This is a genomic window from Burkholderia lata (assembly GCF_902499025.1).
GTDB classification, from domain to species: domain Bacteria; phylum Pseudomonadota; class Gammaproteobacteria; order Burkholderiales; family Burkholderiaceae; genus Burkholderia; species Burkholderia lata_C.
Window position 1 is genome coordinate 20574 of record NZ_CABVPW010000042.1, and the last position, 24931, is coordinate 45504.

23 protein-coding genes are annotated in these 24931 nt (G+C 64.5%); 15 read left to right on the forward strand and 8 right to left on the reverse strand.

Annotated features, from left to right (window positions below):
- Positions 1–36 precede the first annotated feature (36 nt).
- From BDI24065_RS32610 to BDI24065_RS32630, 5 genes are all read left to right on the forward strand, one after another.
- A complete protein-coding gene (locus BDI24065_RS32610) occupies positions 37–2259 on the forward strand; it encodes a type VI secretion system Vgr family protein (RefSeq protein WP_254609899.1) in 2223 nt (740 codons plus the stop codon).
- A gap of 35 nt (positions 2260–2294) precedes the next feature.
- Positions 2295–4847, forward strand: coding sequence for a hypothetical protein (locus BDI24065_RS32615; RefSeq protein WP_175034670.1), 2553 nt, complete (start codon positions 2295–2297; stop codon positions 4845–4847).
- The gene (locus tag BDI24065_RS32620) at positions 4837–5805 is read left to right on the forward strand and encodes a hypothetical protein (RefSeq protein ID WP_254609900.1); all 969 of its coding nucleotides are present in this window, start codon (positions 4837–4839) and stop codon (positions 5803–5805) included. Before BDI24065_RS32615 ends, BDI24065_RS32620 begins: the two co-directional genes overlap by 11 nt.
- Positions 5806–6019: 214 nt before the next feature.
- Complete coding sequence (locus BDI24065_RS32625; protein ID WP_254609901.1) at positions 6020–6853, forward strand: hypothetical protein; 834 nt, start codon at positions 6020–6022, stop codon at positions 6851–6853.
- 31 nt (positions 6854–6884) lie between these two features.
- A complete protein-coding gene (locus BDI24065_RS32630) occupies positions 6885–7139 on the forward strand; it encodes a PAAR domain-containing protein (protein ID WP_175034671.1) in 255 nt (84 codons plus the stop codon).
- A 402-nt stretch (positions 7140–7541) separates the two neighbouring features.
- Here BDI24065_RS32630 and BDI24065_RS32635 read toward each other — a convergent pair whose 3' ends face one another.
- Positions 7542–7910: an antibiotic biosynthesis monooxygenase family protein gene (locus BDI24065_RS32635; RefSeq protein WP_175034672.1), complete on the reverse strand. Its 369-nt coding sequence runs from the start codon at positions 7908–7910 to the stop codon at positions 7542–7544.
- A 32-nt stretch (positions 7911–7942) separates the two neighbouring features.
- Positions 7943–8389 (reverse strand): MarR family winged helix-turn-helix transcriptional regulator, encoded by a 447-nt coding sequence (locus tag BDI24065_RS32640; RefSeq protein ID WP_175034673.1) that lies wholly within the window; start codon positions 8387–8389, stop codon positions 7943–7945.
- A 177-nt stretch (positions 8390–8566) separates the two neighbouring features.
- Between BDI24065_RS32640 and BDI24065_RS32645 the strand changes: the two genes are divergently transcribed.
- Positions 8567–9073, forward strand: a complete 507-nt coding sequence (locus BDI24065_RS32645) for a hypothetical protein (RefSeq protein WP_175034674.1) — start codon at positions 8567–8569, stop codon at positions 9071–9073.
- A 145-nt stretch (positions 9074–9218) separates the two neighbouring features.
- Here BDI24065_RS32645 and BDI24065_RS32650 read toward each other — a convergent pair whose 3' ends face one another.
- Positions 9219–10595: an ATP-binding protein gene (locus BDI24065_RS32650; RefSeq protein WP_175034675.1), complete on the reverse strand. Its 1377-nt coding sequence runs from the start codon at positions 10593–10595 to the stop codon at positions 9219–9221.
- The gene (locus BDI24065_RS32655) at positions 10592–11254 is read right to left on the reverse strand and encodes a response regulator (RefSeq protein ID WP_011354376.1); all 663 of its coding nucleotides are present in this window, start codon (positions 11252–11254) and stop codon (positions 10592–10594) included. Before BDI24065_RS32655 ends, BDI24065_RS32650 begins: the two co-directional genes overlap by 4 nt.
- Before the next feature lie 232 nt (positions 11255–11486).
- Here BDI24065_RS32655 and BDI24065_RS32660 point away from each other — a divergent pair, with 232 nt between their 5' ends.
- The 7 genes from BDI24065_RS32660 (at position 11487) to BDI24065_RS32690 (ending at position 18003) form a co-directional block, all read left to right on the forward strand.
- Positions 11487–11840, forward strand: coding sequence for a YgiW/YdeI family stress tolerance OB fold protein (locus BDI24065_RS32660; protein WP_175034676.1), 354 nt, complete (start codon positions 11487–11489; stop codon positions 11838–11840).
- A 55-nt stretch (positions 11841–11895) separates the two neighbouring features.
- The gene (locus BDI24065_RS32665; protein ID WP_174936872.1) at positions 11896–12756 is read left to right on the forward strand and encodes a MurR/RpiR family transcriptional regulator; all 861 of its coding nucleotides are present in this window, start codon (positions 11896–11898) and stop codon (positions 12754–12756) included.
- Between the two features lie 55 nt (positions 12757–12811).
- The gene (locus tag BDI24065_RS32670; protein WP_175034677.1) at positions 12812–13237 is read left to right on the forward strand and encodes a GNAT family N-acetyltransferase; all 426 of its coding nucleotides are present in this window, start codon (positions 12812–12814) and stop codon (positions 13235–13237) included.
- 192 nt (positions 13238–13429) lie between these two features.
- Positions 13430–15097, forward strand: a complete 1668-nt coding sequence (locus BDI24065_RS32675) for an ankyrin repeat domain-containing protein (RefSeq protein ID WP_175034678.1) — start codon at positions 13430–13432, stop codon at positions 15095–15097.
- 175 nt (positions 15098–15272) lie between these two features.
- Positions 15273–16133, forward strand: a complete 861-nt coding sequence (locus BDI24065_RS32680) for an isocitrate lyase/PEP mutase family protein (RefSeq protein WP_175034679.1) — start codon at positions 15273–15275, stop codon at positions 16131–16133.
- A gap of 335 nt (positions 16134–16468) precedes the next feature.
- A complete protein-coding gene (locus BDI24065_RS32685) occupies positions 16469–16735 on the forward strand; it encodes a YodC family protein (RefSeq protein ID WP_175034680.1) in 267 nt (88 codons plus the stop codon).
- A gap of 101 nt (positions 16736–16836) precedes the next feature.
- Positions 16837–18003 (forward strand): cytochrome P450, encoded by a 1167-nt coding sequence (locus tag BDI24065_RS32690; protein WP_175034681.1) that lies wholly within the window; start codon positions 16837–16839, stop codon positions 18001–18003.
- Positions 18004–18018: 15 nt separating this feature from the next.
- Here the strand turns inward: BDI24065_RS32690 and BDI24065_RS32695 are convergent, their stop codons facing one another.
- Both BDI24065_RS32695 and BDI24065_RS32700 read right to left on the reverse strand, forming a co-directional pair.
- Complete coding sequence (locus tag BDI24065_RS32695; RefSeq protein ID WP_011354384.1) at positions 18019–18345, reverse strand: superinfection immunity protein; 327 nt, start codon at positions 18343–18345, stop codon at positions 18019–18021.
- A 101-nt stretch (positions 18346–18446) separates the two neighbouring features.
- A complete protein-coding gene (locus BDI24065_RS32700; protein WP_175034682.1) occupies positions 18447–18866 on the reverse strand; it encodes a rhodanese-like domain-containing protein in 420 nt (139 codons plus the stop codon).
- 111 nt (positions 18867–18977) lie between these two features.
- Here BDI24065_RS32700 and ftrA point away from each other — a divergent pair, with 111 nt between their 5' ends.
- Together ftrA and BDI24065_RS32710 are read left to right on the forward strand one after the other, a co-directional pair.
- Positions 18978–19952: a transcriptional regulator FtrA gene (gene ftrA, locus BDI24065_RS32705; RefSeq protein WP_175034683.1), complete on the forward strand. Its 975-nt coding sequence runs from the start codon at positions 18978–18980 to the stop codon at positions 19950–19952.
- Between the two features lie 141 nt (positions 19953–20093).
- On the forward strand, positions 20094–20891 hold the full coding sequence (locus tag BDI24065_RS32710; RefSeq protein WP_175034684.1) for a hypothetical protein: 798 nt from the start codon (positions 20094–20096) through the stop codon (positions 20889–20891).
- 67 nt (positions 20892–20958) lie between these two features.
- On the opposite strand, the gene BDI24065_RS32715 is transcribed toward BDI24065_RS32710, so the two are convergent.
- Both BDI24065_RS32715 and adiC read right to left on the reverse strand, forming a co-directional pair.
- Entirely contained in the window at positions 20959–23298 is a 2340-nt protein-coding gene (locus BDI24065_RS32715) for an Orn/Lys/Arg decarboxylase N-terminal domain-containing protein (protein WP_175034685.1), read from the reverse strand.
- A 3-nt stretch (positions 23299–23301) separates the two neighbouring features.
- Positions 23302–24834 carry an arginine/agmatine antiporter gene (gene adiC / locus BDI24065_RS32720; RefSeq protein WP_175034686.1) on the reverse strand — a complete coding sequence of 511 codons (1533 nt, stop codon included), beginning with the start codon at positions 24832–24834 and terminating at the stop codon, positions 23302–23304.
- Between the last annotated feature and the right edge of the window lie 97 nt (positions 24835–24931).

A 24931-nucleotide genomic window follows, 5' to 3' on the forward strand; every position in this document is an offset into this window, starting at 1 on the left:
TAGGCCAATACGATCCACCTTATTGTCGGAATCACCATGTCCAACGCGTTTGATGTTCAGAAGCTATATCCGGTCATGCAGAAATTCAGCCGGCCCAGAACGCTCTCTATCAGTGGGGCGGCCGTCCCGTTATCGCACAATGGCGAGCCTATATTGCAACTGGTTGCGATCGAAGGCGAGGAAGAACTTTCCAAAATCTACACCTACGATTTGGAGGTTAAAACCTCGCTCGACGTGGGATTGAGTGACGAAGAGGCGGCGAATCTCAATACGCTCGACATGATTGGGAAGGAACTGACCGTCACCATCCAGCTTGACGGGATGGGCACTTTTGTCCCTGGAATGCCAGGGGCGACCGGTGCAGCAAACATCGGACGCGGGTTACGCGAAATCAGCGGGATTATCACGGCGGTGAGTTTTGCCGGTCAGTCAAACCGACAGAGTAGGTATCGACTCAAATTGCAACCGTGGATCGCGCTGGCTGAGAAACGCTCGGATTACAGGATTTTCCAGAATAAGTCTGTTATTGAAATCATTCACGAAGTGCTGAGCGACCACTACCTCTACTCGTGGGACATGCGGCTAAGCGAGTCCTATCCGAAGCTGGTATATCAGGTCCAGTATGGCGAAACCGACTTTCATTTTATCCAGCGTCTAATGGAAGAAAACGGGATTTACTGGTTCTTCGAGCATTCAGATACGGTGCATCGCATGGTTCTGGTGGACCAGTTGGGGGCGCACAAGCCGGTTGACAGTGAAGCCTATCAGACGCTGTCGTACCATCCGCCAGGCCGCAGGGTTGACATGGAGCACATCGACAACTTTGATACGACTGCGCGTATCCAGTCGGGTCAGTGGACCACGAACGATTTCGACTTTACCCGGCCAAGGGCAAATCTGGAGGCACAGATTCAGTTGCCGCAGAACACCTCGCACAATACGCTTGAACGCTACGAGTGGCCCGGCGACTACACCGAACTGAAGGCCGGTGAGCAGTTTGCACGGGTACGCATGCAGGAAATGCGTGCCCTGGGTGAGCGGGGCACTGGCGGTGGGAATGTGCGGAACGTTGTGTGCGGGACGACTTTTACGTTGGCGGGCTTTCCGCAAACCGGTGCAAACCGCGAATACCTTGTTATCCGGGCTCGGCTGGATGCGGCTGAACTCGACGGGGCAACCGATACCGGCGAATACCGGATTCGGACACGGTTTGAAGTGCAGCCGGCCACGACCGTTTTCCGTCCACCGCGCATGGTCAGCAAGCCACGCACAACCGGCCCGCAGACGGCCATTGTCACGGGGGCCGACGGGAGCGAAATCTACACGGACCAGTACGGCCGGGTGAAGGTGAAGTTCCACTGGGATCGCTCGCCAGTACATGATCAGACATCATCCTGCTGGCTGCGGGTTTCCTATCCGTGGGCAGGCAACAACTACGGGACCATCAGCGTTCCGCGGGTCGGCTCGGAAGTGATAGTGGACTTCGAGAACGGCGACCCTGACCGGCCATTTGTGACGGGGCGGCACTACAACGCGCACAACATGCCGCCGTGGGAGTTGCCCGCCAATGCGACCCAGAGCGGCACGCTGACGCGCTCCACCGATAAAGGCGGCTACGAAACCGCCAACGCGCTGCGGTTCGAGGACAGGAAAGGCAGGGAGGAAATATGGTTCCATGCCGAAAGGGATATGCGAACCGAAGTTGAAAACGATGAATTGCATACGGTTGCACACGATCGCGCGAAGACAGTCGGACATGATGAATCGGTGACGATTGACAACGATCGTACGGAAAAAGTCGGCCGCGGCGAACAGGTCGATATTGGTGTAGATCGTCGTCACACCATTGGCCAGGATGCGTTTCTTTCGGTTGGGCGCGATCACCGCATCCAGATCGGCAAGGATCGAATCGAGGAAACCGGCAACAATCGCAAGGACACCATTGCGGCCAACTTCCAGGTCACGACTGGCGGCAACGCCGAACACAAGGTGCAGGGGCGTCACCAGATCGAAGCGGGACAGGCTATTGAGCGCAAGACCCGTATCTACCAGCTACAGGCGGGCGACAAGGCTGAAATCATCGGCCCGGCCGGAAAGATCACGCTCGACGGTGAGGGCGTCACGATTGAAGGAGTCCGGATCAAGCTGAAGGGGCCGGTCCAGACCGAGACCGGCTGGGTCAAGAATGCCCTGGACATGCGCTCGGACGTGAACAAGGGCGACCCGTTCACACCGGACTACTTCCCGTTTTCAGGCTGACGCCTGCCGTTTATTCCATCAAGGAACCGTGCCTCGTGATTGTGACTTTCCCATTTGAAGACGATCCTTATTACAGCGCCCCGCAGCCAGCGTCTTACCCGCAGTCAGCCAGTGCCGCGCTGAGTACGTCAGCACTTGTCCGCAAATATATTGATCTCGCGAAGCACGTCGCTGGAGGTGTATTCCCGGTAGGGCGCAACCGCTTCTGGCACGGCGGCGTACACCTGAGCGGAAAAAAGCCGGTGCGCGCGGTCGCAGACGGCACCATCGTCGCATTCCGACTGGATCGGGACTATATCGACAGCGAACTCGGCCGGCAGATCAAGGCGGCAGTACCCGTGAAGGCGTCAGCGACGAAAGCCAAGTCGCAGCCGTTAGCGCTCCGGCAGTTCAGCAGCAGCTTTGTATTGATACGGCACGAGTGCGAGGTCAATAGAGGAGGCGGTGAAATGCAGCCTGTGGCGGGCGTTTCGCAGGGTGTCAGCGCGAGCATCCCCAGATACATCGGAGCGCACTTCTACTCGCTCTACGCGAATCTGCTGCCGCAGAAGCAGTTGCAGAACAAGGCACTCCTGCCGCCGTTTCTCACGACCACCAATACAATTGTCCCGGTTGCCGCGCTGCGCGGGGACGAAGTAACGGTAAGCGCGGTGATCGATGACGGGCACCACATGGTCAAGATCAGGATTACTGACATCAATACACGCAACAGTGGCGAGGGATGGATCGAGCGCATGTATCTGGACGTGGAGCCAGGCGTTCCACTGAGGCCCGAGCAGAAAATCCGGCTGAGCTATCCCATTTCGTTCATGTATTGCTGCCATCCTACGGAAAAGCGGTGGATGCCGTTGGACCGCACCTTCTCAATGGAGTATCCGGTCAGGGCCGGACAGGTGATTGGTTACGCCGGGATAACGGACGGCGATCTTGGCCCGGTGGCGGACAGCTTCCACTTCGAGATTTTTACGGGTGAGAATAGGCTGGTGAAGCAGATGAAGCCGCTTGTTCCGCTGAACATTATCAACCCAAGTTCGTCGTACCAGGAATATGCGGATGGACAGAAAAGCGATGGTATGGGGAAGGTGTGGTTGACGAAGAATGCTAGCCTCGCAAAAATAAATCTTGATAAAACCGTTGCAACCCTGTCGGCATCCGACATGCAAGTGTTTCCAGCTGGATCCTGCTTTTTTGCAGCGATACCCTGCGGGTTGGATGGAATGAAGCCTGATGCGGTTAGCGACCTGATATGTTTCAAGCTATTTGGCATGAATGGAAGCACCTATTACGCGTACGTCGATCAAGCGAGGGCAGTAGCCGATGGGCGGGAATTTGTCCGCGACGCGTGGGTTACGCTGACTACCGATAGCGACTGGGTAGCGCGGGGATGGCAGGCCTATGAGGATAGCGAGCTGAACACGACAGACGACGGCTTCGTTGAGGATGACGATGCGGTCATGCAGAAAATCCTGTCCGCCGCACACAAGTCTTCTGCGAGCCTGAGTCCCGAGGATCTTCACGCCGATGGCGTTGACGCGATCTTGCGCACCGCCGCTGTCCGATTCCACACTGAATGGGACAGCAGTAACAACAGCAAGCGATACGACAAACTTCAGCAAGGTGGCCATCCGCCGCTTCCGCAATTATCCGACAGCCAGTTCAAGGCGTTCTTGCAGGATATTCAGCGTCAGCAGTTCTGGAGCGACGCGAAGGTACAGCAGGACGGTGTGAACAATGCCATGAAGCCGTTATCCACGCCGATGGATACGAAGAACTGGCATTTCCACCCTGTGGGCTTTCTGGCCCAGATGCGGGAATGTCTCGCAACGGACGCAACGCTGTCCGAGGAGGCGTTCGAACTGGAAATCCGGCAGAGCTGGATAACCTGCCTGAAGCTGATCGAGAAGCGCCTCAAACAACTCGAACCCTGGGCGGACGCCAACGCCGCCATGCCTGATGCGCCCTCGGCGCGGGCGCCAGTCGTCAGGGAATATGCGACCCTGCAAACGATTCACAATGTTGCCCATCACGATCTCTGGTCAAACTTCGAATACTGGTTTGGCGTAACGCCCAATGACATCGCTGCCCCGGAGACGTTGCACGGACAGCTTGCAGCCAAGCCTGCCGGGCATCACGTCCATAACTACCTGAAAGGCATGCGGGAGTTCTTCCGCCATATATCCATGCAACGGGTGGTCAAGGGCGCACTGGGTTTTGAGGCGGGTGCCTATGTGCAGCCGGGGGTGTATCCGGCCAAGGCGCTCACGCCTGCCCGATCAGGCTTCCGGATGGAATACGTCAATATCGCTTGCCAGTATGGTCCGTTCTTCCGAAGCTTTAATAACAGGGATCCGGTCGATCAGAACCGTATGGAAATCCAGTTGCACGAGGTGGCGCATTTGCAGAATACCGCTCATGCCAAGGACCAGAGGATCGACGTTAACGGGGCAGATGACCCTGACAAATACAACGGAAAGACTGCCTATGGGGCACGCGCGGCACGGGTACTTGCCGAGTTCATGCCTAACAGGGCGTTAGCTAATGCCGAAAGCATTGCACTTTTTATCGAGAGCGCGAAGGATGAAGCCTGACCTTCTGATAGTGAACGGCGCCCGTCTCGTTGTTTCGATCTGGGGAATGGCGATGCTGATCGCCTGCTCATCCCATACGGAACAGCGCGCGGTGCCGTCTTCGAACCAAACTACGAAAAGTTCTATGACCGACAAGCAAAGTGGAAACCAGACGGGCGTCGTGCCGAATGAGCGGGTAACCTGGGTCAAGAATCCGTTGATCACCCAGATCAGGTTCCATGGCGCGATCGTACGTGACGATAGCGTTAAAATTCGGTACTACCTTTCCTATATCAATCCAAGTAAGCAGGACGTTAAATGGACCGGTAAACCGACACCGGATGGTCCTGCAATGCGGCTGTATTCGGGGGGTAATGAGATTAAGCCTGCACCGCCTAAGTACAGTGGCATTGAGCCTTATGTCGCGGCTCCCCGGGACGAAGATATAAAGCGATCTACCCATGTGGTGAAGGCAAAGGAGAAATGGGTAGGCGAGGTTGCAGACGAATTTGTAATCTTGAATACCCAGTTCCTCACCGGCACGCACGTCTACGAGATGGTCTACTGGCATACGCAACTTGACTGGATCGACGTGCGCGAGGTTCTGGACCGTACCGATACGGGCAAAGGCAGGATGATGTATCCGATCACGGATAACGCGCCGTCGAACCGCCTCTATTTCAGGGTCTACAAGCCGACCGATGAAGAAGCGCGTGAGGGGCAGCACATTGAATTCCTCGGCGAAGTGGATGCCCGTACGCAGGTCCCCGCGCTGCCGTACGCCCGTCCGGGTGACTACGCGCCAAAGACCGGATACTGGGCCGCGACAGGCAAGAGCATCGAAAGGCTCGGCGGCTATCACGAAGTGTTCGTCAAGGAAGGAGATTCACTGCCGAACCTGCCGGGGGACCGGGGCGTGGACCCCTTCAGCTTCCAGTGGAAGTACGTGGGCGAACAGAGTGCGGCTGCTGGAAAGTAACGGGTACTCGCCGAGTTCGCGCCTAACAGGGCGTTAGCTAATGCCGAAATTATTGCATTTTTTATCGAGAGCGCGAAGGATGAAGCCTGACCGTCTGATAGTGAACGGTGCCCGTCTCGTTGTTTCGATCTGGGGAATGGCGATGCTGATCGCCTGCTCATCCCATACGGAACAGCGCGCGGTGCCGTCTTCGAACCAAACTACGAAAAGTTCTATGACCGACAAGCAAAGTGGAAACCAGACGGGTGTCGTGCCGAATGAGCGGGTAACCTGGGTCAAGAATCCGTTAATCACCCAGATTGGGTTCCATGACGCGATTGTACGTGACGATAGCATTAAAATTCGGTACTACCTTTCCTATATCAATCCACGTAAACAGGACGTTAAATGGACCGGTAAACCGACACCTGATGGTCCTGCAATGCGGTTGTATTCGGGGGGTAATGAGATTAAACCTGCCCCGCCTAAGCATCGTGACATTGAACCTTATGTCGCCGCTCCCCGGGATGAGGAAATAAAACTGTACGCCAACAAGGTTAAGGCTGAAAGCAAGTGGACTTCAGATGGCCCCGGTGAATTTGTGATTATGAACAGCCAGTTCCTTCCTGGCACGCACGTCTACGAGATGGTCTACTGGCATACGCAACTTGATTGGATCGACGTGCGGGAGGTTCTGGACCGTACCGATACGGGCAAAGGCAGGATGATGTATCCGATTACGGATAACGCACCGTCAAACCGCCTCTATTTCAAGGTCTATAAGCCGACCGATGAAGAAGCGCGTGAGGGGCGGCACATTGAATTCCTCGGCGAAGTGGATGCCCGTACGCAGGTCCCCGCGCTGCCGTACGCCCGTCCAGGCGACTACGCACCAAAGACCGGCTATTGGGCCGCGACGGGCAAGAGCATCGAACGGCTCGGCGGCTATTACGAAGTGTTCGTCAAGGAAGGGGATTCACTGCCGAACCTGCCGGGGGACAGGGGCGTGGACCCCTTCAGCTTCCAGTGGAAGTATGTGGGTGAACAGAGTGCCGCCGCTGGAAAGTAACGGCTGATCAATATCACCATCGGAGATTTTCATGCGACCCGTTGTGCTTGTCGGCCATCGCCATGTCTGTCCGGTGCACGGACCTGGAACTGTTATCAGCGGCACGGACGGCGTGACAGTCGGGGGGAGAAAAGCGGCCTGTGTCGGTGACTCTACGAGTTGCGGTGCTGTCATCGTCACCGGGGGCGTAACCACGTTTGGCGGCCGGGCGGTCGCCCGCGAGGGTGACACCACCAGCCACGGCGGCACGCTGGTCGAGGGCGATAACGGCTGGTTGCTTGATTGAGCGGAACAGGGAAAGCACGCCATGATTCAACTTCCAGGCAGACATGCACCGGGCGACGCATCGGCGTCCGCCGAGTCACCGCAGCTTGTCGCTGTTCGCATGAATCTCAATAGTAGACAGGACGGGGTGGCTACCGTTTGTGTGGCGGCAGGCAAAGTTCTTCACGCTTTCGCGTCTTACTTTGACGCGATGATCAGAGCAACGCACTTGGCTACGCCGAACAGCTGCATCGGTGTTTGGGTGGAGGGCATTTGCCGCCGGGGACGATCCAGCCCCCCAACCGGGATGGGTACAACGTGCTTCTGCAAACGGGTTGGGCCGCCCGCCAGGGACGATTGATTACTGGACCGGACAACCAGCCGCCAGGATGTTTTCTTAAACTTCGCCGGGCAGGTCATGCCCTCACGCCGTGCAGATACCGGCCACGCCGACTTTCCGGAACAGGTGCGGGCTCGCGACGGCAGACGACGGATAGGCCGACAGCTTGGCGACGAACTCGGGATGCGTGAAGGCCGCGCGAAACGCTGCGGTCGATTCCCAGATTGCGTAGTTCAGGTAAGTCGGACTGTCGCCGACCGCGCGATGAAGCTGGGTCGAGATGAATCCCGGCTGCCGCTTCATGAATTCGGCATCGTCCTTCCACACGGCGAGAAAGTCCGCTTCGTCGGCGGCGGCCAACGTGAACAGGTTGACGAGGACGACCGGCTCCGCGTCGATCGCGATCTGTTGCTGGATCGGAAACGCCGGATCCATCGGCTTGAAATGAGGCATGGGAACTCCTTCGGATGAGGGGGACTGAGCGCTCACGCCGGTGCATCGGCACCGTGAGCGCGGGACATCGCCGACAGAACGCGGATCGCCGCATCCAGGTCAGCCGAACTGAAGTCGCCGGCGATGTCGCGGACATGCTGTTGCCACTGCCCGACCACGGCCTGATAGGCGGCCTCGCCGCGAGGCGTCAGCGCGTACAAGGGCGAGCGCTTGTGCGCCGGGTTGGGAAGCGACGCCACCAGCCCTTCGTCGGTCAGCACGTTGATCTGTTTCAGCACCGCCTGCCGCGTGATGCCCATCGCGTCGGCGATCTGCGGGATGTTCGGAGCTTCCGGCGCCAGCGAGATGGCGCCCAGCACCTGCCAGCGCGCACTGGTCAGGCCGTGCGGCCCGGCAAACGCGTTGCCCCATTCGATCAGGAGGCCGTTCAACCGGAATACGGACAGCGCGACGGCGGTCAACTTCGCGGATTTCGTCATGGTCGATACGCGTGATGAATTGCCAACTATTTTACGTAATAGACAACCAGTTGTCAATTAGACGAATGAACGTCGCTGAACGAAACGGGGGGCGGTAGACTGGCGACGCGAGCCGGCACCGGTAACATTTGCCGCGCCGGATGGCGGGCCAACAACAAGGAACCTGGAGAGAAATCAGTGAGAACGATCTGGAACACGATCGCCGTGCCGTTGGTGGCGGTGGTATGCGGCACGAGTGCGCATGCCTGCCAGCCAGCCTACCGTCACACCGAGTATTTCGGCGAGAGCACCTACCTGAGTGAAGAAATTCGCGACAAGGTGCTCGACGACATCCGTGTCAATCACTACACCGTCATCGAACCGCAAATCGGCTTGCTGTTCTACCCGATCGTCAGGAAGGGCAACGCGATCTACCTCGGCAACCAGCCGATCGCGACGGAGAAGGACTCGTTCTGGTATCTCGGGCACGGCTATTACCAGTTGAACGGCCAGCTCTATTACATGGGCGAGCGAGTCGGTGCGTATCCGACCGGCGGCACCGTCGTCGTTCACGAGGAGAACCGGACCAAGCCCAGGCCGAGCGACGATCCGCCGGGGCGTCGCTATTGCTACGTGTCGAAGCACGCGAACATCCTCGAAACCTCGACCGGCCTGCGAATAGAGCAAATCGTCGACGACAACTGAGTCGCGTACGCAGCCGACCCGGCCTGGCGCATTTGCCGCGCACGACGGACAAACCCTTTCCGATCAATGGCTTGGTGTCGTTAATGGAAGGTTGTCCACAAGCTTGCCAACACAATCTGTGGAAAAGCCGCCCGCCGCCCGCGCGTCAGGCCGGCAGCGGAAAGCGCACCGTGACGGTCAGCCCGCGCCCGCCGTGCGTGGTGCCGAGCGCGACCGTCGCGCGATGCTGCTCGGCGATCCGCTTGACGATCGACAGCCCGAGCCCGCTGCCCGACGACGTGACGGCCTGCGCGCCCTCGCCGCGATAGAAGCGCTCCCACACGTCGGTGCGTTCCGCTTCCGGGATCCCGGGGCCGTCGTCGGCGACTTCGAGTACGGGCGTCGTGCCGTCGATGCGTGCGGACACGTCGACGCGCGCGCCGTCGCCCGCATAGCGGATCGCGTTGTCGACGAGGTTGTTCAGCAGCACGCGCAGCGTGTCGGCGTTGCCTGACGTCATCACCGGCGTCGACACGATCGCGCCGAGATCGATCCGGTGCGCGTCGGCGACGCGCGTGCGTTCCGATACCACCGACCGGCACAGCGCGGCGAGATCGACGGGTGCCGATGCGGAGGCGGCCGCCTGCGCATCGGGCTCGAGGCGCGCGAGCGTCAGCAACTGCTCGGCGAGGTGGCCGAGGCGCGTGGTGCCTGCATGGATCTGCGCGAGGATGTGCTCGCGTTCCTCGGCGGTCGCCGCGCGACGCAGCAGCTGCGACTGGATCGACAGCCCCATGATCGGCGTGCGCAATTCGTGCGCGGCATCGGCGATGAAGTGCCGCTGCAACGTGAACGAGCGGTCGAGGCGCGCGAGCAGGTCGTTGATCGCTTCGGCGAGCGGCCGGACTTCGTTCGGCATCGAGCCGACGTCGACCGGTTCCAGATTGTTCGCATTCCTGCGTTTGAGGCCGGATGCAATCGAACGCAGCGGCCGCAGCCCGGCGCCGATGCCGAACCACAGGCCGATCGCGAGCAGCGGCAGCATCGAGAACACGGGCCACAGCAGGTGTACGGCGATGCCCGCGATCGCTTCCCATCGTGCATGGCGTGCCTGCGCGAGACGGATCGTCGTGCCGCCGCGCTCGGTCACATAGGTGCGCCACGGCTGGCCGCCGACGTCGACGCTTGCGATACCTTTCTGCTCGGGCGGCGGCAGTTTCGAATCGCGGTCGGTCGAATACACGAGCGTGCCGTTGCGCCAGACCTGCAGCAGCACGGCGTCGGGGTCGCTCGCTTCGAAGCCGTGCTTGCCGTTGGCGTGGTTGCTGAACGACAGCTCGCCGTTCGGGCCGACGACGATCTGCTTCGACATGCTGCGCATCTGGTCGTCGAGCAGGTCGTCGAGCTCGCGCAGTGCGCCCCAGTAGGTGCCCGCACTCGCGACGAGGCCGATCACGCACGCGGCCGGCATCAGCCACGTCAGCAGGCGCCGCCGCAGCGACGCGTTGCGCCAGCGCGCGATGGCCTGTTGCATGTGCGTCATGCGCCGTCACCGATCCGGTAGCCGACGCCGCGCACCGTGCGGATCATGTCGTGGCCGAGTTTCTTGCGCAGGTTGTGGATATGCACCTGCACGGCGTTGCTCTCGATTTCCTCGCCCCAGCTGTACAGCCGCTCCTCGAACTGCTCGCGCGAAATCACCGCGCCCGGGTCGCGCATCAGCTCGTGCAGCAGCACGAACTCCTTCGGCGACAGCGGCACTTCGTCGTCGTTGAGCCAGACGAGGTGCTTGACGGGGTCGAGCCGCAGCGGGCCGATCACGAGCGTCGTCTGCGCGCGGCCCGCATGGCGGCGGTTGACCGCGCGGATGCGGGCGAGCAGCTCGTCGAGCTCGAACGGCTTGACGAGATAGTCGTCCGCGCCGCTGTCGAGGCCCGCGATGCGGTCGGGCACGCCGTCGCGCGCGGTGATGATGATCGCGGGCAGGTTTTCGTCGCGGCGGCGCAGCGCGGCGAGCACCGACAGGCCGTCGCGGTTCGGCAGCCCGAGATCGAGCAGCAGCAGGCCGTAGCCGGTCGCGCGCAGCGCGAGCGACGCGGCGTCGCCGTCCTTGACCCAGTCGACCGCGAAGCCTTCCTGTTTGAGGCCCTGTTCGAGCCCGCTGCCGATCAGCGGATCGTCCTCGACGAGCAATACGCGCATGAATTGGTGTCTCTTCAACGGGGTGCCGTGGCACCCGGGGTTCCCATGATAAGCGCCCGTGTCTTAGGCAGACCTTAAATGCGGGCGGCGGGCGGCGCGCTTTCGTACTCGTCCAATGCGGCACCGTGTCGCCTCGGCGCGACCTTCAGGTTTGCTTAATCTTACGGTCCGTAATCTGGCGCCGTCGCGTTCAACGGGGCGCGGCGTCACATCGAAGAAGAGGACCGAAATCATGAAACACCTGGCCAGAATCCTGACGGTTGCGCTCGCCACGCTGCCTGCCGCCGTCTACGCGCAATACACGGGGCCGTCCACGCTGACCTCGACGACAGTGAAGGAACTGCTCGCGAACGGCAAGGACGACCAGCACGTGCAGTTGCAGGGCCGTATCGTCAAGCATGTCGGCGGCGAGGATTACGAATTCGCCGACGCGACCGGCACGATCCGCGTCGAGATCGACCACAAGCTGTGGGCGGCCGGCCAGCCCGTCAGCGACAAGAACGAAGTGAAGGTGACCGGCGAATTCGAGCGCAAATGGTCGGGCAGCGTGAAGGTCGACGCCGATCACGTCGAAGTGCTGCGCTGATCGGTGCGCGCGGGGCCGGTGATACCATGGACGACCGGTTCCCGTTCCCACCAAGATGGCCGCCAATTTCGACGAACTCGCGTCCCGGATCCGGGCGCAATTTTCCGAGCTGAGCCCGCAATTCCAGGCGGGCGCTGCCTTCCTGCTCGATCATCCCGACGAAGTCGCCACCTCGTCGATGCGCAAGGTCGCGCAGCGCGCGCAGGTGCAGCCCGCGTCGCTCGTGCGGCTCGCGCAGCAATTCGGCTTCCCCGGCTGGAACGAGCTGCGCGACCTGTGCGTCGCGCGCGTGCGCACGCGCCCCGAGCCGCTCACGCAGCGGGCGCGCTCGCTCGTGCGGCCCGACGCGAAGGCGTCGCTCGCGCACGACCTGCTCGCCGCGCAACAACACAACCTGTCGGCCACCGCCGCGCAGAACGAGCACGCGCTCGCCGATGCCGCGAAGCTGATTCGCAAGGCGTCGCACGTGCACGTCGCGGGGTTTCGCTCGTGCTATCCGGTCGCATTCGGCTTCGTGTACGGCTACCGGCTGTTCCGTCCGACCGTGTCGCTGCTCAACGGCGTCGCCGGTTCGCTCGAAATGGAACTGCGCACGATCGCGAAGCAGAGCGTGACCGTCGTCGTCAGCTTCGCGCCGTATTCGCAGGAAGCGACGCGCGTCGCGCAGGCCGCGAAGGCGCAGGGCAGCCGGATCGTCGCGATCACCGACAGCGCGGTGTCGCCGATCGCGCTGCACGCGGATGCGCAACTGATCTTCACGCACGACAGCCCGTCGTTCTTCCCGTCGCTGGTGGCCGCGCACGCGATGGCCGAAGCGCTGGTCGCGCAGTTGCTGGCGCTCGAAGGCAGCGATGCGATCGCTGCGCTCGAGCGCACGGAGGCGGAACTGCACGCGAAGGGCGCTTACGTCGTCTGACGCGGTACGTGCGGCTTCAATCCTTCCTCATTCACGATTCAACCGGACTCGACCGATGACGTTCACATACGAGGTGACCGACGCGGGCGACGCGAACGTTCGCAAGCAGATCGTCGCGCCGCTCATCCGGTTCAACGAAAGCCAGGCGGGCCCGAACGACTTCCGTGCGCTGGCCGTGGTCGTGACCGATGGTGAAGGCGCGGTGGTCGGTGGCCTGTGGGGCGGCACGGCGTACGGCTGGCTGCACGTCGACCTGCTCGTGGTGCCCGAGGCCGCGCGCGGCCAGGGCGCGGGCACGCGCATCATGGATCTGGCCGAGGCGGAAGCCGTCGCGCGCGGCTGCCACAGCGCGTGGCTCGACACGTTCGACTTCCAGGCGCGGCCGTTCTACGAGAAACGCGGCTATGTCCGCTTCGGCGAGCTGCCGGACTATCCGGTCGGGCACACGCGCATCTTCCTGACGAAGAAGCTCGCGGGCTGAGCGTCGCCGCCGCATGGCGCGGCACGGTTGACGACGTCACCGGCCGTCGCCTAGGATACCGGTCAGCGATGCAGGTCGCTTCCGGGTCCGCGGAAAGGGTTGAACCCACCTGTTGCAGCAAATTCAGCTTTCCACCTGTCCTTTGTGCTGGCGGTATTGCGGACCTTCGGCCACTACTGCACGAGGATCCGCATGAAAAAGCTGCCTCCCAAGGCCCATCCCGATCATCTGAAAAAGCAGGCCAAGGCATTGTTGCGCCTGTACCGGCAAGGCGACGCCGATGCCGTCGCGCGCTTTGTCCGGTTTCTCCCCGCCGCCGCGAACCGCACGCACGACGAAGCGCTCGCGCTCGGGCTCCGGTTGCACGATGCGCAGTCCTGCATTGCGCGCGAGTACGGTTTCGCGTCGTGGGCCGATCTCGGCGCGTTCGTCGAAATGCATGCGCTTGGCGGGCAACAGCGGTCGCAACTGGTCCGGCGCTGGCTCGACCTGGTGTACGGCGGTGACGTGACCGGCGGCTTCGACGCGGCCCGGCCGCGCGTCGCCGCGCAATTGCTGCTCGACCATCCCGATCTCGTCGCGGTCGATCCGACCGTCGCCTGCGCGGCCGGCGACCTCGACGCCGTGAAGGCGGCGCTGGCCGCCGATCCCGGCTGGATCGCGCGTGCCGGCGGCGCGCTGAAGCTGCCGCCGCTGGTCGCCGTTACGCATTCGCGGCTCGGGCAGATTCCCGAGTTTGCCGCCAGGCTGCGCGCCTGCGCGCGCCATCTGCTCGATGCCGGCGCCGATCCGGACCAGCGGATCGGCAACCGCTTTCCGCCTGCGTCGCTCGACGCGCCCGACGAAGCGGGGCCGTTGTCGGCCCTGTACGGCGCGGCGGGCGTCAATCGCGATCCGGTGCTCACCGCGATGCTGCTGGAAGCCGGCGCCGACCCGAACGACGGCGAATCGCTGTATCACTCGGTGGAAAATCCGGCCTGTACGCGCGTGCTGCTCGAACACGGCGCGCGGGTGGGCGGGACGAATGCATTGCGGCGCGCGTTCGACATGCGCGACGCGGACGCACTCGAACTGCTGCTCGAGCATGGCGGCGACCCGAACGAGCCGCCCGGGCCGGGGCTGGCGCAGACCTGGGGCGCGCCGTTGTTGCGGGCGATCGGCGTGCGCTGCTCGGCGCGCCATGTCGCCGCGCTGCTGGCGGCCGGCGCCGATCCCCGCGCGCAAACGCCGACGGGCGTCAGTGCGTACCGGCTGGCGATGCAGACCGGGTTGCCCGACGTCGCGGCCTTGTTGCGTGCGGCCGGCGCGGACGAGCCGCTCGACGCGGCGGATGCGTTCGTGGCGGCCTGCGCGCGCGCCGACGCCGACGATGCGCGGCGCATCCAGGCGCGGCACCCCGAACTGCCCGGCGCGTTGCCCGAGGAGCGGCTGCGGCTGCTGCCGGACGCCGCCGCGTGGGGTTCGGGCGACGCGGTGAGGGTCATGGTCGAACTGGGCTGGCCGATTGCCGCGCGGGGCGGCGACTGGGACGCGAGCGCGCTGAATCAGGCCGTGTTCCGCGGCGATGCGGACCTGCTGGCGTTCCTGCTCGCGCACGGCGCGAGCTGGCGCGACATGCACGGGTTCGGGAGCGACGCGCTCGGCACGTTGTCGTGGGCGTCCGTCAACGAACCGGAGCATGTCGGTGCGGCCGACTGGGAGGCTTGCGCACGGGTGCTGCTCGCGCACGGCGTGCCGCAAGCGGCGCGGGACCCGTCGAATCCGGACGGCGTGCTGATCGACGGCCGCGCGATGCGGTTCTCCGAAGCCGTCACCGACGTGTTGCTCGGCATCGACGGCGGGCCGACCGCATCGATCTGAACGACCGTCGGCCGGCGACGGGCAGGCGGCGGTGCCGGCCCGCTCGTTGCCGGCTGCCGGCGCGCATTCGGCGCGCCGGGTTTTTCCAGTCGCACGCCGACATTTCGGCGAACGCTGAAACGTCGCGTGCACGACCGGCGTAAGCTCGGTCGTCAACTTCTTCCCGGAGTCCGTGATGACCCGTTCCAATCTGCAAGCCCGCCAAGCCGAAGCTTTCCGCGCACTGCATGCGCGCGCGGGCGCCTTCATCATCCCGAACCCGTGGGATGCGGGCACCGCCCGCCTGCTCGCGATGGCCGGCTTCGAGGCGCTTGCGACCACGAGCGCCGGCTACGCGTTTTCGAAAGGTCAGCCCGACAATGCGATCGACCGCGACGCGATGCTCGATCACATCGCCGACGTCGTCGCCGCGGGCGGCTTGCCCGTCAGCGCCGATCTCGAGAACGGCTTCGGCGACGCGCCCGACACGGTGGCCGAAACGATCCGGCTCGCGGCGGAGGCCGGCGCGGTCGGCGGCTCGATCGAGGATGCGACGGGCCGCGCCGACACACCGATCTACGCGCGCGAAGCGGCGATCGAGCGCATCGCGGCGGCCGTCGCCGCGGCGCGCGCGCTGCCGTTCCCGTTCACGCTGACCGCGCGTTGCGAAAACTACCTGCATGGCCGCCACGACCTCGCCGACACGATCGCACGGCTCGTCGCCTATCGCGATGCGGGTGCCGACGTGCTGTATGCGCCGGGCATCACCGATGCGAACGACATCGCGGCGGTGACGCAGGCGGTCGGCGCGCCCGTGAACGTCGTGATGGGGCTGCAGGGCGGGTTGCTGAGCCTCGATGCGCTGGCGGCGCTCGGCGTGAAGCGCGTGAGCGTTGGCGGTGCACTGGCGCGGGCCGCGCTCGGCGCGTTCCTGCGCGCCGCGAAGGAGATGGCGCAGGAAGGCACGTTTACATTTACGCAAGCTGCCGTGCCGGGACGCGATATCAACCGCTGGTTTGCGTCGCCCGATAATTCACCGGTTTTGTTCGGTGAATGAGCGCAGATAAATCGTGGGATCGTTTCCAGCTGAAAGCTGATTGACAATAATCAACCGATTTCGCGTCTGAATTAAACGTCGGTGACGACGCAAAATAGATCGTCTATTCTCCGCATTTCGCCCGTTTGACCCGACCCGGCGTGCAAGCCACGCCGGGCCGGGCGATCGGGCGCCGGCCGTGCGCGTCGATGCCGCGCATTGTTGCATTTTCCCGATCAGAGCTTTTTTGAACGCGGGAGTTGCCGGCCGGTTTTTTGATTGATAATCTGCGGCACGTTCTATTGAACTGTCGGTAAGCCGCCGGGAATATCGATATATAAAATGCTGAGAGAGCGATGACGAACCGAGAAAATCAACGCGTCAGGTTTCGCGTCGGCGATGTCGTGACGCTGAAAACGGGTGGGCCGCGCATGACCGTCACCTATGCCGGGCCGGTCGTATTCGACGACGGCGACTGGCTGATCTGCCAGTGGTTCGACGAAAGCGGCGAATTCCGGCAGGAAATGTTCCCTCACGACACGGTGGTGCCCGAGCCGCGCGCGATTTCGGCCGGGCGCGTCCGCATGCGCATGCAGTCGAATCGTTACCGGTCGGCTGCCTGACATTCCGCTGTCGTCGCGATGCGGCCACGCGCAACGCCCGCACCGCGACATTTCACGCCAGCCCGAAACATGCGGCGGCGCGCTGCGCCGATACTGTCCGCATGAACCCGACCGATCCCATCGCAGCGGTCACGCACCGCGATCCCTATCCCTACTATGCGGCGCTCGTCGACGGGCCGCCGCTCGCGTTCGACGCCACGCTCGGCCTGTGGGTCGCGAGCGGCGCGGCCGCCGTGACGGCCGTGCTCGGCCATCCGGCCTGCCGCGTACGCCCGCTGGACGCACCCGTGCCGCCCGCCTTGCGCGGCACGACGGCCGGCGCGCTGTTCGGCGAGCTGGTGCGCATGAACGACGGCGCGCTGCGGCACGACGTGCCGAAGCAGGCGCTGCGCACGGCGTTCGCGCCGATCGACACGGCCGCATTGCGCAACCGTGCCGCGCAGATTGCCGCGCGGCGCTTGCCGGCGCCCAGCGACGCCGGTGCGCTGAACGCGTGGTGCATGACGGTGCCCGTTTGCGCGGTTGCCGATCTGCTCGGCTTCGACGAGACGCAGCTCGACGGCATCGCGGCGCAGGTCGTCGACTTCGTCGCCGCGCTGTCGCCGTTGTCCGACGCGGCGGCACTGGCCCGCGCGAGCGACGCCGCGCGGCAATTGCTCGACCGGATGACGGAGCGCGTCGCGCAGACGCATGCGCACGACGGCACGCTCGTTGCCGCGGTGCAGCAGGCGGCCCGTGCGTCGGGCTGGCAGGCAAGCGGCGCGCTGGTCGCGAATCTCGTCGGGCTGCTGTCGCAGACCTGCGAGGCGACCGCCGCGTGGCTCGGCAATGCGCTGGTGGCGTGGAACGGGGTAGCGGCAGCGGGCGCCGCGCCGGACGATACCGCGCTCGACGCATTCGTTGCCGAAGTCGGGCGCTTCGATTCACCGGTGCAGAACACCCGCCGCTTCGTCGCGTCGCGCGCGACGATCGAAGGCGTGACCGTCGAAGCCGGCGACGCGATCCTCGTCGTGCTTGCCGCCGCGAACCGCGACCCGGCCGTGCATCGCGACCCGCACCGGTTTATGCCCGGCCGCGCGGCCGGCCCGAATTTCGGGTTCGGCACGGGGCCGCATGGCTGCCCGGGCGAGCGGATCGCGCGAGCGGTGACGGCAGGGGCGTTCGGGGCGTGGCTGCGTGCGGGCGGTGGGCCGCCGCACGACGGGCTGGCGTGGGATTACCGCGCGTCGACCAACGTCAGGATGCCGAAGTTCGACGCAGCGGGGTGAACGGGAAAGCGGGACTTAACGGCAGCCTTGCTTCTCCGCCCATTGCTCCTGGGCGGCAACGCGGCGCTGCACCCGTTCGACGAGACCGGTCGAGAAGGTCCGCATGCTGATGCCGCGACGCTTGGCGAGGATCGTCTGCGCGACATCGGTGCGCGGGTTCGGCTGGCAGGCCCAGTACAGCGTCATCAGCCAGCCGATGCCGGTCCACCCGAACAGCGCGTTGAACATCGCGACCGTCAGCTTGTCGTGCCGGCCACGCCGGTCGGCAATGACCGCCGGCAGAAAATAGATCGCGATCGCGGCCACTGAACCGGCCACTTGAATCAGGACTGCGTTCTGCATGTTGCTGCTCCATCCGAACTGCAATGGGACTGATTGTCGCGCTTTTTCCGTTTGTGTGCAGGCCGTGGACTGGCAATTGATTGTTGCGTTTTTAATGACGATCAGCCGGCTTCGGCGTTCGCCGGCTGCACTTCGTTGCTCAACGCGAAACCTTCGTCGAGCCAGCCCGTCACGCCGCCGATCATCAGCTTGACCGGCCGGCCGAGGCGCGCGAGCCGGATCGCCGCGCGCGCGGCGCCGTTGCAGTGCGGGCCCGCGCAGTAGACGACGAACAGCGTGCCGGCCGGATAGCCGGCGAGCTTGCTTTCGATGATCTTGCGGTGCGGCAGGTTGCGCGCGCCGGGCACGTGGCCGGCGGCGAACAGGTCGGGGCCGCGCACGTCGAGCAGCACGAAATCGGGCGTGCCCGATGCGAGCGCGTCGTGCACGTCCCAGCAATCGGTCTCGAAGCGCAGCGACGCCTCGAAATGCGCGAGGGCGGCGGGGCTGTCGGCGGCGGGCACGTCGGTGACGTAGGACATGGGCAAGTTCTCCTGAAGGTTGCGCGGAACGCGAGGGAATGAGGGGCAGTATCGCGGTTCGGCGCGGCTCGCGGCAGTGGCGCGATCGACAAGTTCCGGTAACATCGCGCCATGCAAAATCATCTCGTCGTCGCGCTCGCCTACGATCGCCTCTGCACGTTCGAATTCGGCTGCGTGGTCGAACTGTTCGCGCTCGAACGCCCCGAACTCGGGGTCGACTGGTATCGCTTCGCGGTCTGCGCGAGCGAGCCGGGGCCCGTGCGCGCGGCGGGCGGCATCACGGTCGCCGCGCCGTATCGGCTCGCGACGCTCGACCGCGCCGATACCATCGTGATCCCCGGCTGGCGCGATCCGGACGAACTGCCGCCGGAACCGTTGCTGAAGAAACTGCGGGCCGCGCATCGCCGTGGCGCGCGGCTCTGCTCGATCTGCTCGGGCGTGTTCGTGCTGGCCGCGGCCGGCGTGCTCGACGGTCTCACGGTGACGACCCACTGGCGCTATGCGGAGAAACTGCAGGCGCGCTACCCGGCGCTGCGCGTGAATCCCGATGCGCTTTACGTCGACGAAGGGCAGGTGATCACCTCGGCCGGATCGGCGGCGGGGCTCGACATGCTGCTGCATCTCGTGCGCCGCGATCACGGCGGCGCGATCGCGAACCGGGTCGCGCAGCGCCTCGTGCTGCCGCCGCATCGCGACGGCGGGCAGGCGCAGTTCGTGCCGCGCCCGGTCGCGCCGGGCGGTACCGACCGGCTCGCGAAGCTGATCGACTGGATGCGCGCGCACGCGGCCGAGCCGCACACGCTCGCGTCGCTCGCCGCACAGGCCGCGATGAGCACGCGCACGCTGCAGCGTCAGTTCGCGGATGCGACGGGAATGTCGCCGCTCGCGTGGCTGATCCGCGAACGCGTGAACGTCGCGAAGGACATGCTCGAAGCGCATCCGGCGCTGTCGCTCGCGCAGGTCGCGGCGCGGGCCGGGTTCGGTTCCGAGGAATCGCTGCGCCGGCATTTCCGGCGCGTCGCGGCGACGAGCCCGGCCGCGTACCGGCGCGGGATGAGTCGCGGCGACAACGCGCGGGACGCTTGAGCGCGGCGCCGATGCCTGTCGACGTTTTCCTCGGATGACACCGCCGTGGCGTAAGATCGCGCAGCACTGAGAGAAGCCGGCCGCGTGACGGCCGGCTTGCGCCGTTCATGCGGCACGACGAAAACGACAAGGACAACGATCATGGGCCTGCTGGGAAAGCTGTTCGGGAAGAAACCGCGCGATGAAGCGTCGTTGCCTGCGCCGTCGACGCACGACGCCGCCGAAGCGGGCGAACAGGGCGAACAGGGCGAACAGGGCGAACAGGGCGAACAGGGCGAACAGGGCGAACAGGGCGAACAGGGCGAGTCGCGCGAGCCCGACATCGCCCCCGAACTCGCGTCCGCGCTGGCCGCGCTGCAGGCGGGACGGTACAAGAAGGCGATCGAGGGCGCCATGCCGCACGTGGAGCGGCTGGCCGATGCGGCGCGCCTGTGCGCGATCGCGTACTCGGAAATGGAGCGCTACCCGGAAGCTTTCTCGTACTGGCACAAGCTGTTCGCGCAGGAGCCGAGCGCGCACAACGCGCTGCAGCTCGCGACGACGTCGGTGATGTGCGGCGAAGTGGAGCGCGGCGAAGCGTGGCTGACGAAGGCTGCCCAGGTCAATCACGACACGCACGAGCAGTCGGACGCCACCGCGCGCGTGAACTTCATTTCGGCGCTGATGCAGAGCGGCCATCTGCGCGAGACGTTGCCGCATCTTGCATGGATGCGCGACGTCTATGCCCACATGCGCATCACCGATTCGACCTTCCTCTACATGCGCGGCATTCCGTTCTTCTCGTCGTTCCTGGAGAAGAGCCTCGAGATCCTGAAGGCCACGCAGCCGACCGATGCGATCGTGTCGTGGTACGGCGAACTCGAGGGCAAGCTCGACGAAGAGGGGGCGGCGCAGCTCGCAGAGTGGGTCGGTCAACTGAAGGCGCCGCCGGCCGCCTGAGCGGCCGACGCCGGCTGCAAGTGGCGACGCCTGCCGCCGATCGGTGGCGCGGTGTCGCCTCGCGCAATCACCGCGTGTTGGTGTCGCGCGCCTTCTGCTTGATGCACGCGATGCGGTACACGCCATCCTCGACCTCGACGCCGTGCGTGTCGTGCGTGAAGCCGGGGAAGCGCAGGTCGTACTGCTCGAGCGCCTTCAGGTAGCCGAGCAGCGGGCCGTCGGCCGGCCCCGCGTTCTCGCCGGGCATCAGCAGCGGAATGCCGGGCGGATAGGGCACGACGCCCGTCGCGACGGTGCGGCCTTCCATCTCCGATAGCTCCAGCATCTCGATGTCGTTGTGCACCAGATGCTCGAACGCCTCGGCCGGGCTGTAGTCGGGTTTCGGCAGCGTCGAGAAGCCGCGCGACATCATCTCGGTCGTCTTCAGGTCGCTCATCGCACTGAACATCAGGTCGCACAGGTCGCGCAGGCCGAGCTTGCCGTAGCGCTCCGGATAGCGTGCGACGAGTTCGGGCAGCGCCTGCTCGAGCGGTGCGTTCGCGTCGTAGTCGCGCTTGAAGTCGAGCAGCGTGTTGACGAGCGTGCCCCACTTGCCCTTCGTCACGCCGAGCGAGAACAGGAACAGGATCGTGAAGTCGGTCGTCTTCTCGACGACGATCCCGTGACGGTCGAGATACGCGGTGACGACCGACGCCGGAATGCCGACCGGCATCAGCCCGCCGTGCGACGCGACGCCCGGCGTGACGATCGACACCTTGATCGGGTCGAGCATGCAGTAGTTGTCCTCGATATCGCCGAAGCCGTGCCACGTGTCGCCCGGATGCAGCACCCAGCACGACGGATCGGTGGCGAGCAGCGTCTCGTCCGCTTCGTGGAAGCGCACGCGGCGGCCCGTCTTGCGATCGACGACGCTATCGGGCTGCCAGCCGTTGAAGAACCAGTCGTTGTTCTCCGCGCATTCCGTATGCAGCCGCGCGAGCATCCGGCGGAACGCGACGGCCTCGCGGATCGCGTCGGTCGTCAGCGCCTCGCCGCCGGGGCCATCCATCATCGCGGCGCTCACGTCGTTCGACGCGATGATCGCGTAGTTCGGCGACGTCGACGCATGCATCATGTACGCCTCGTTGAAGCGTGCGTGCTCGATCGGGTTGCGGCCGTCGCGGACGTGGATGAACGATGCCTGCGACAGCGCTGCGAGCAGCTTGTGCGTCGATTGCGTCGCGAACACGGTCGGCTTGCTCGCATCGTGTTGCGACGGATCGCCGTGCATCGCGTGACGGTCGCGGTAGATCGGGTTGAAGCGCGCGTAGCCATACCACGCCTCGTCGAAATGCAATCGATCGACGCTCTGGCCGAGCAGTTCCTCGACGCGCGCGACGTTGTAGCAGAGGCCGTCGTACGTCGAGTTCGTGATCAGCGCATGCACGGGCGTCGGGTCGATACCGTCGCGGCCACGCACGAGCGGGTTCGCGTCGATCGCGAGGCGCACGGCGGCGGCCGTCAGCCGCTCGGGCATGATCGGCCCGATGATCCCGTAGTGGTTGCGCGATGGAATCAGGTAGGTCGGAATCGCACCGGACATCGTCATCGCGTGCTCGGCCGACTTGTGGCAGTTGCGGTCGCACAGCGCGACCTGGTTGCGCGTGACGCTCGCCATCAGGATCACGCGGTTCGACATCGACGAGCCGTTCGTCACGTGATACGTGCGATGCGCACCGAACACGCGTGCCGCATAGCGTTCGCTTTCACCGATCGGGCCCGAATGGTCGAGCAGCGAGCCGAGTTCGCCGACCGAGATCGACAGGTCGGAGCGGAACAGCGATTCGCCGAAGAATTCGAAATACGCTCGGCCGACCGGCGATTTCAGGAACGCGGTGCCGCCCGTGTGGCCGGGCGTATGCCACGAATACTCGTACACACGCGAGAACTGCGCGAGCGCGCGGAACATCGGCGGCAGCACGGTTTCGCGGTAGCGCTCGATCGCGGCGACGATGCGGCCGCCGATGAACGCGGTGGTGTCCTCCAGCATCCAGATGAAGTCGTCGGCCTTGCGCATCGCGTCGACGGGAATCGCGGATGCGCTTGCGCGGCTCGCGAGCAGGAACACGGGCACGGTCGCGTTGCGCGCGCGCATCGCGTCGAGCACGGCCTGCGCAGGCGCGTGGTCGGCATCGTTGCCGAGTTCCCAGTTGAGCAGCAGGCACTGGATCGCCGGGTCGGCGGCGACGACCGCGCACGCATCGTCGGCGGACGTCGCGATCACGACGTCGACGAGCCGCGAGCGCAGCTCCTCGGCAAGCGCCGTCGCTGCGCGCCCGGTGGCCGTGCGTTCATCGATGTCATGCTGCACGAGCAGCGCCTTCATGCCGAGGCGGCGGAAGGCCGGTTGGGTCAAGGAAGCGGTCATGTTTTATTCCCCCTGTTGCTGGGTTGCCTGGACGCTCGCGGCGATGGCCGGCGAGCGCGCGTGAAGGATGTCGGCCTCATGTCGGCCCACGGAGATCCAGAAGGTGGCGGCGAGCGCGGCGATGGTCACGCCGAGCGCGAGATAGCGCACCCAGCGCGGCGAGCGGCCGCCCGGATGGATATGGTTTTCCTCGATCTCGCGCTGGCGGTTGATCGACAGCTCGTAGAAGACGATCGTCGCGACGACGAAGATCAGCGACCAGCGCGTCTGCTGGCCATCGGAGCCGACCATCGCCCACAGCGCGTAGACGGCGCCGATCAGGCCGACGATCGTGTAGAACGTGAACTGGTGCGACGGCATCTTGCCGTAGCCGAGCACCTTGATCGCGATGCACGAGTAGATGTACGGCAGGAGCGTCATGATCACGGCGATCGACGCGATCTTGCCGAACTGCTCGCTGGCGCTCGGCGACATCGTCGCGAGCACCTGCACCGACATGATCAGCGCGACGATCGCGAGGCCGGCCGACGGCACGTTCTTCGAGTTCACGCGGGCGAACACGCCGGCGAACAGGCCGTCGTCGGCGGCCGCCTTCGCGGTCTGGCCGACCAGCAGCGTCCAGCCCGCGAGCGAGCCGAGGCAGCCGAGCGCCGCGCAGATCGCGACCGCGTTCGCGGCCGTATTGCCGAGCGCGAGGCGCGCGGCATCCGCGAACGGCGCGCTCGATGCGAGCAGCGCCTTGTTCGGGATCATCCCCATGATCACGGTCGAGCTGAGCACGTAGCAGACGGCCGCGAGCACGACGCCGCCGACGGTCGCGATCGGCACGTTGCGCGACGGGTTCTCGACGACCCCGGCCGATACCGACGCACTCTCGACGCCGATGAACGCCCACAGCGTGAAGTTCAGCGTCGCGCCGATCGCGCTGAAGCTGCTCGCGCCCGACACGTTCCAGCCGGCGAAGTACACGTCCTTGCTGAACCAGAACCAGCCGAACACGGCCATCCCGAGGATCGGCACGAGCGCGAAGATCGTCGTGACCGACTGCACGCGGCCGACGACGTTCGGCCCGAGGATGTTCGCGTACGTGAACAGCCAGATCACGAAGATCTGCGCGAGTGCGAACACGAGCGGATCCCTCAATACCGGGAAGAAGTGCGTGAGGTAGCCGAGGCCGGCAACCGCGAGGCCGACGTTGCCGAGCACGTTCGCGAGCCAGTAGATCAGGTTGGTCTGGTAGCCCATGTACGGGCCGAACGACTTGCGCGCATACGCATACGGGCCGCCGGCGGCCGGGTCGATCGCCGCGAGCTTCGCGAACACGAGTGCAAGCGACACGGCGCCGACGACGGTGATCAGCCAGCCGAAGATCGCGATGCCGCCGGTGGCGGCGAGGTTCGCGGGCAGCATGAACACGCCGGAGCCCATCATGTTGCCCGCGACCATCAGCGTGGCGGGAATGACGCCGATTTTCGGCGCGGAAGCCGCGGCCGATGGGGCGGCGGCGCGGGAGGAGGACGAGCTGGCATCGGACATGCGACGCTCCTTGAGAAGACGTGTTGCGGTTGAGGTGGCGCGGCGCGGCGCCGGTCGACGATTCCGCTGCGGATCGTCGATTTAATTAACGTGTTCA

Bases quoted from the DNA above. Each gene is read 5' to 3' on its own strand.
- BDI24065_RS32610 (WP_254609899.1), top strand. From the start codon at position 37: ATGTCCAACGCGTTTGATGTTCAGAAGCTATATCCGGTCATGCAGAAA.
- BDI24065_RS32620 (WP_254609900.1), top strand. From the start codon at position 4,837: ATGAAGCCTGACCTTCTGATAGTGAACGGCGCCCGTCTCGTTGTTTCG.
- BDI24065_RS32625 (WP_254609901.1), top strand. From the start codon at position 6,020: ATGACCGACAAGCAAAGTGGAAACCAGACGGGTGTCGTGCCGAATGAG.
- BDI24065_RS32630 (WP_175034671.1), top strand. From the start codon at position 6,885: ATGCGACCCGTTGTGCTTGTCGGCCATCGCCATGTCTGTCCGGTGCAC.
- BDI24065_RS32635 (WP_175034672.1), bottom strand. From the start codon at position 7,910: ATGCCTCATTTCAAGCCGATGGATCCGGCGTTTCCGATCCAGCAACAG.
- BDI24065_RS32640 (WP_175034673.1), bottom strand. From the start codon at position 8,389: ATGACGAAATCCGCGAAGTTGACCGCCGTCGCGCTGTCCGTATTCCGG.
- BDI24065_RS32650 (WP_175034675.1), bottom strand. From the start codon at position 10,595: ATGACGCACATGCAACAGGCCATCGCGCGCTGGCGCAACGCGTCGCTG.
- BDI24065_RS32655 (WP_011354376.1), bottom strand. From the start codon at position 11,254: ATGCGCGTATTGCTCGTCGAGGACGATCCGCTGATCGGCAGCGGGCTC.
- BDI24065_RS32660 (WP_175034676.1), top strand. From the start codon at position 11,487: ATGAAACACCTGGCCAGAATCCTGACGGTTGCGCTCGCCACGCTGCCT.
- BDI24065_RS32665 (WP_174936872.1), top strand. From the start codon at position 11,896: ATGGCCGCCAATTTCGACGAACTCGCGTCCCGGATCCGGGCGCAATTT.
- BDI24065_RS32670 (WP_175034677.1), top strand. From the start codon at position 12,812: ATGACGTTCACATACGAGGTGACCGACGCGGGCGACGCGAACGTTCGC.
- BDI24065_RS32675 (WP_175034678.1), top strand. From the start codon at position 13,430: ATGAAAAAGCTGCCTCCCAAGGCCCATCCCGATCATCTGAAAAAGCAG.
- BDI24065_RS32680 (WP_175034679.1), top strand. From the start codon at position 15,273: ATGACCCGTTCCAATCTGCAAGCCCGCCAAGCCGAAGCTTTCCGCGCA.
- BDI24065_RS32685 (WP_175034680.1), top strand. From the start codon at position 16,469: ATGACGAACCGAGAAAATCAACGCGTCAGGTTTCGCGTCGGCGATGTC.
- BDI24065_RS32690 (WP_175034681.1), top strand. From the start codon at position 16,837: ATGAACCCGACCGATCCCATCGCAGCGGTCACGCACCGCGATCCCTAT.
- BDI24065_RS32695 (WP_011354384.1), bottom strand. From the start codon at position 18,345: ATGCAGAACGCAGTCCTGATTCAAGTGGCCGGTTCAGTGGCCGCGATC.
- BDI24065_RS32700 (WP_175034682.1), bottom strand. From the start codon at position 18,866: ATGTCCTACGTCACCGACGTGCCCGCCGCCGACAGCCCCGCCGCCCTC.
- ftrA (WP_175034683.1), top strand. From the start codon at position 18,978: ATGCAAAATCATCTCGTCGTCGCGCTCGCCTACGATCGCCTCTGCACG.
- BDI24065_RS32710 (WP_175034684.1), top strand. From the start codon at position 20,094: ATGGGCCTGCTGGGAAAGCTGTTCGGGAAGAAACCGCGCGATGAAGCG.
- BDI24065_RS32715 (WP_175034685.1), bottom strand. From the start codon at position 23,298: ATGACCGCTTCCTTGACCCAACCGGCCTTCCGCCGCCTCGGCATGAAG.
- adiC (WP_175034686.1), bottom strand. From the start codon at position 24,834: ATGTCCGATGCCAGCTCGTCCTCCTCCCGCGCCGCCGCCCCATCGGCC.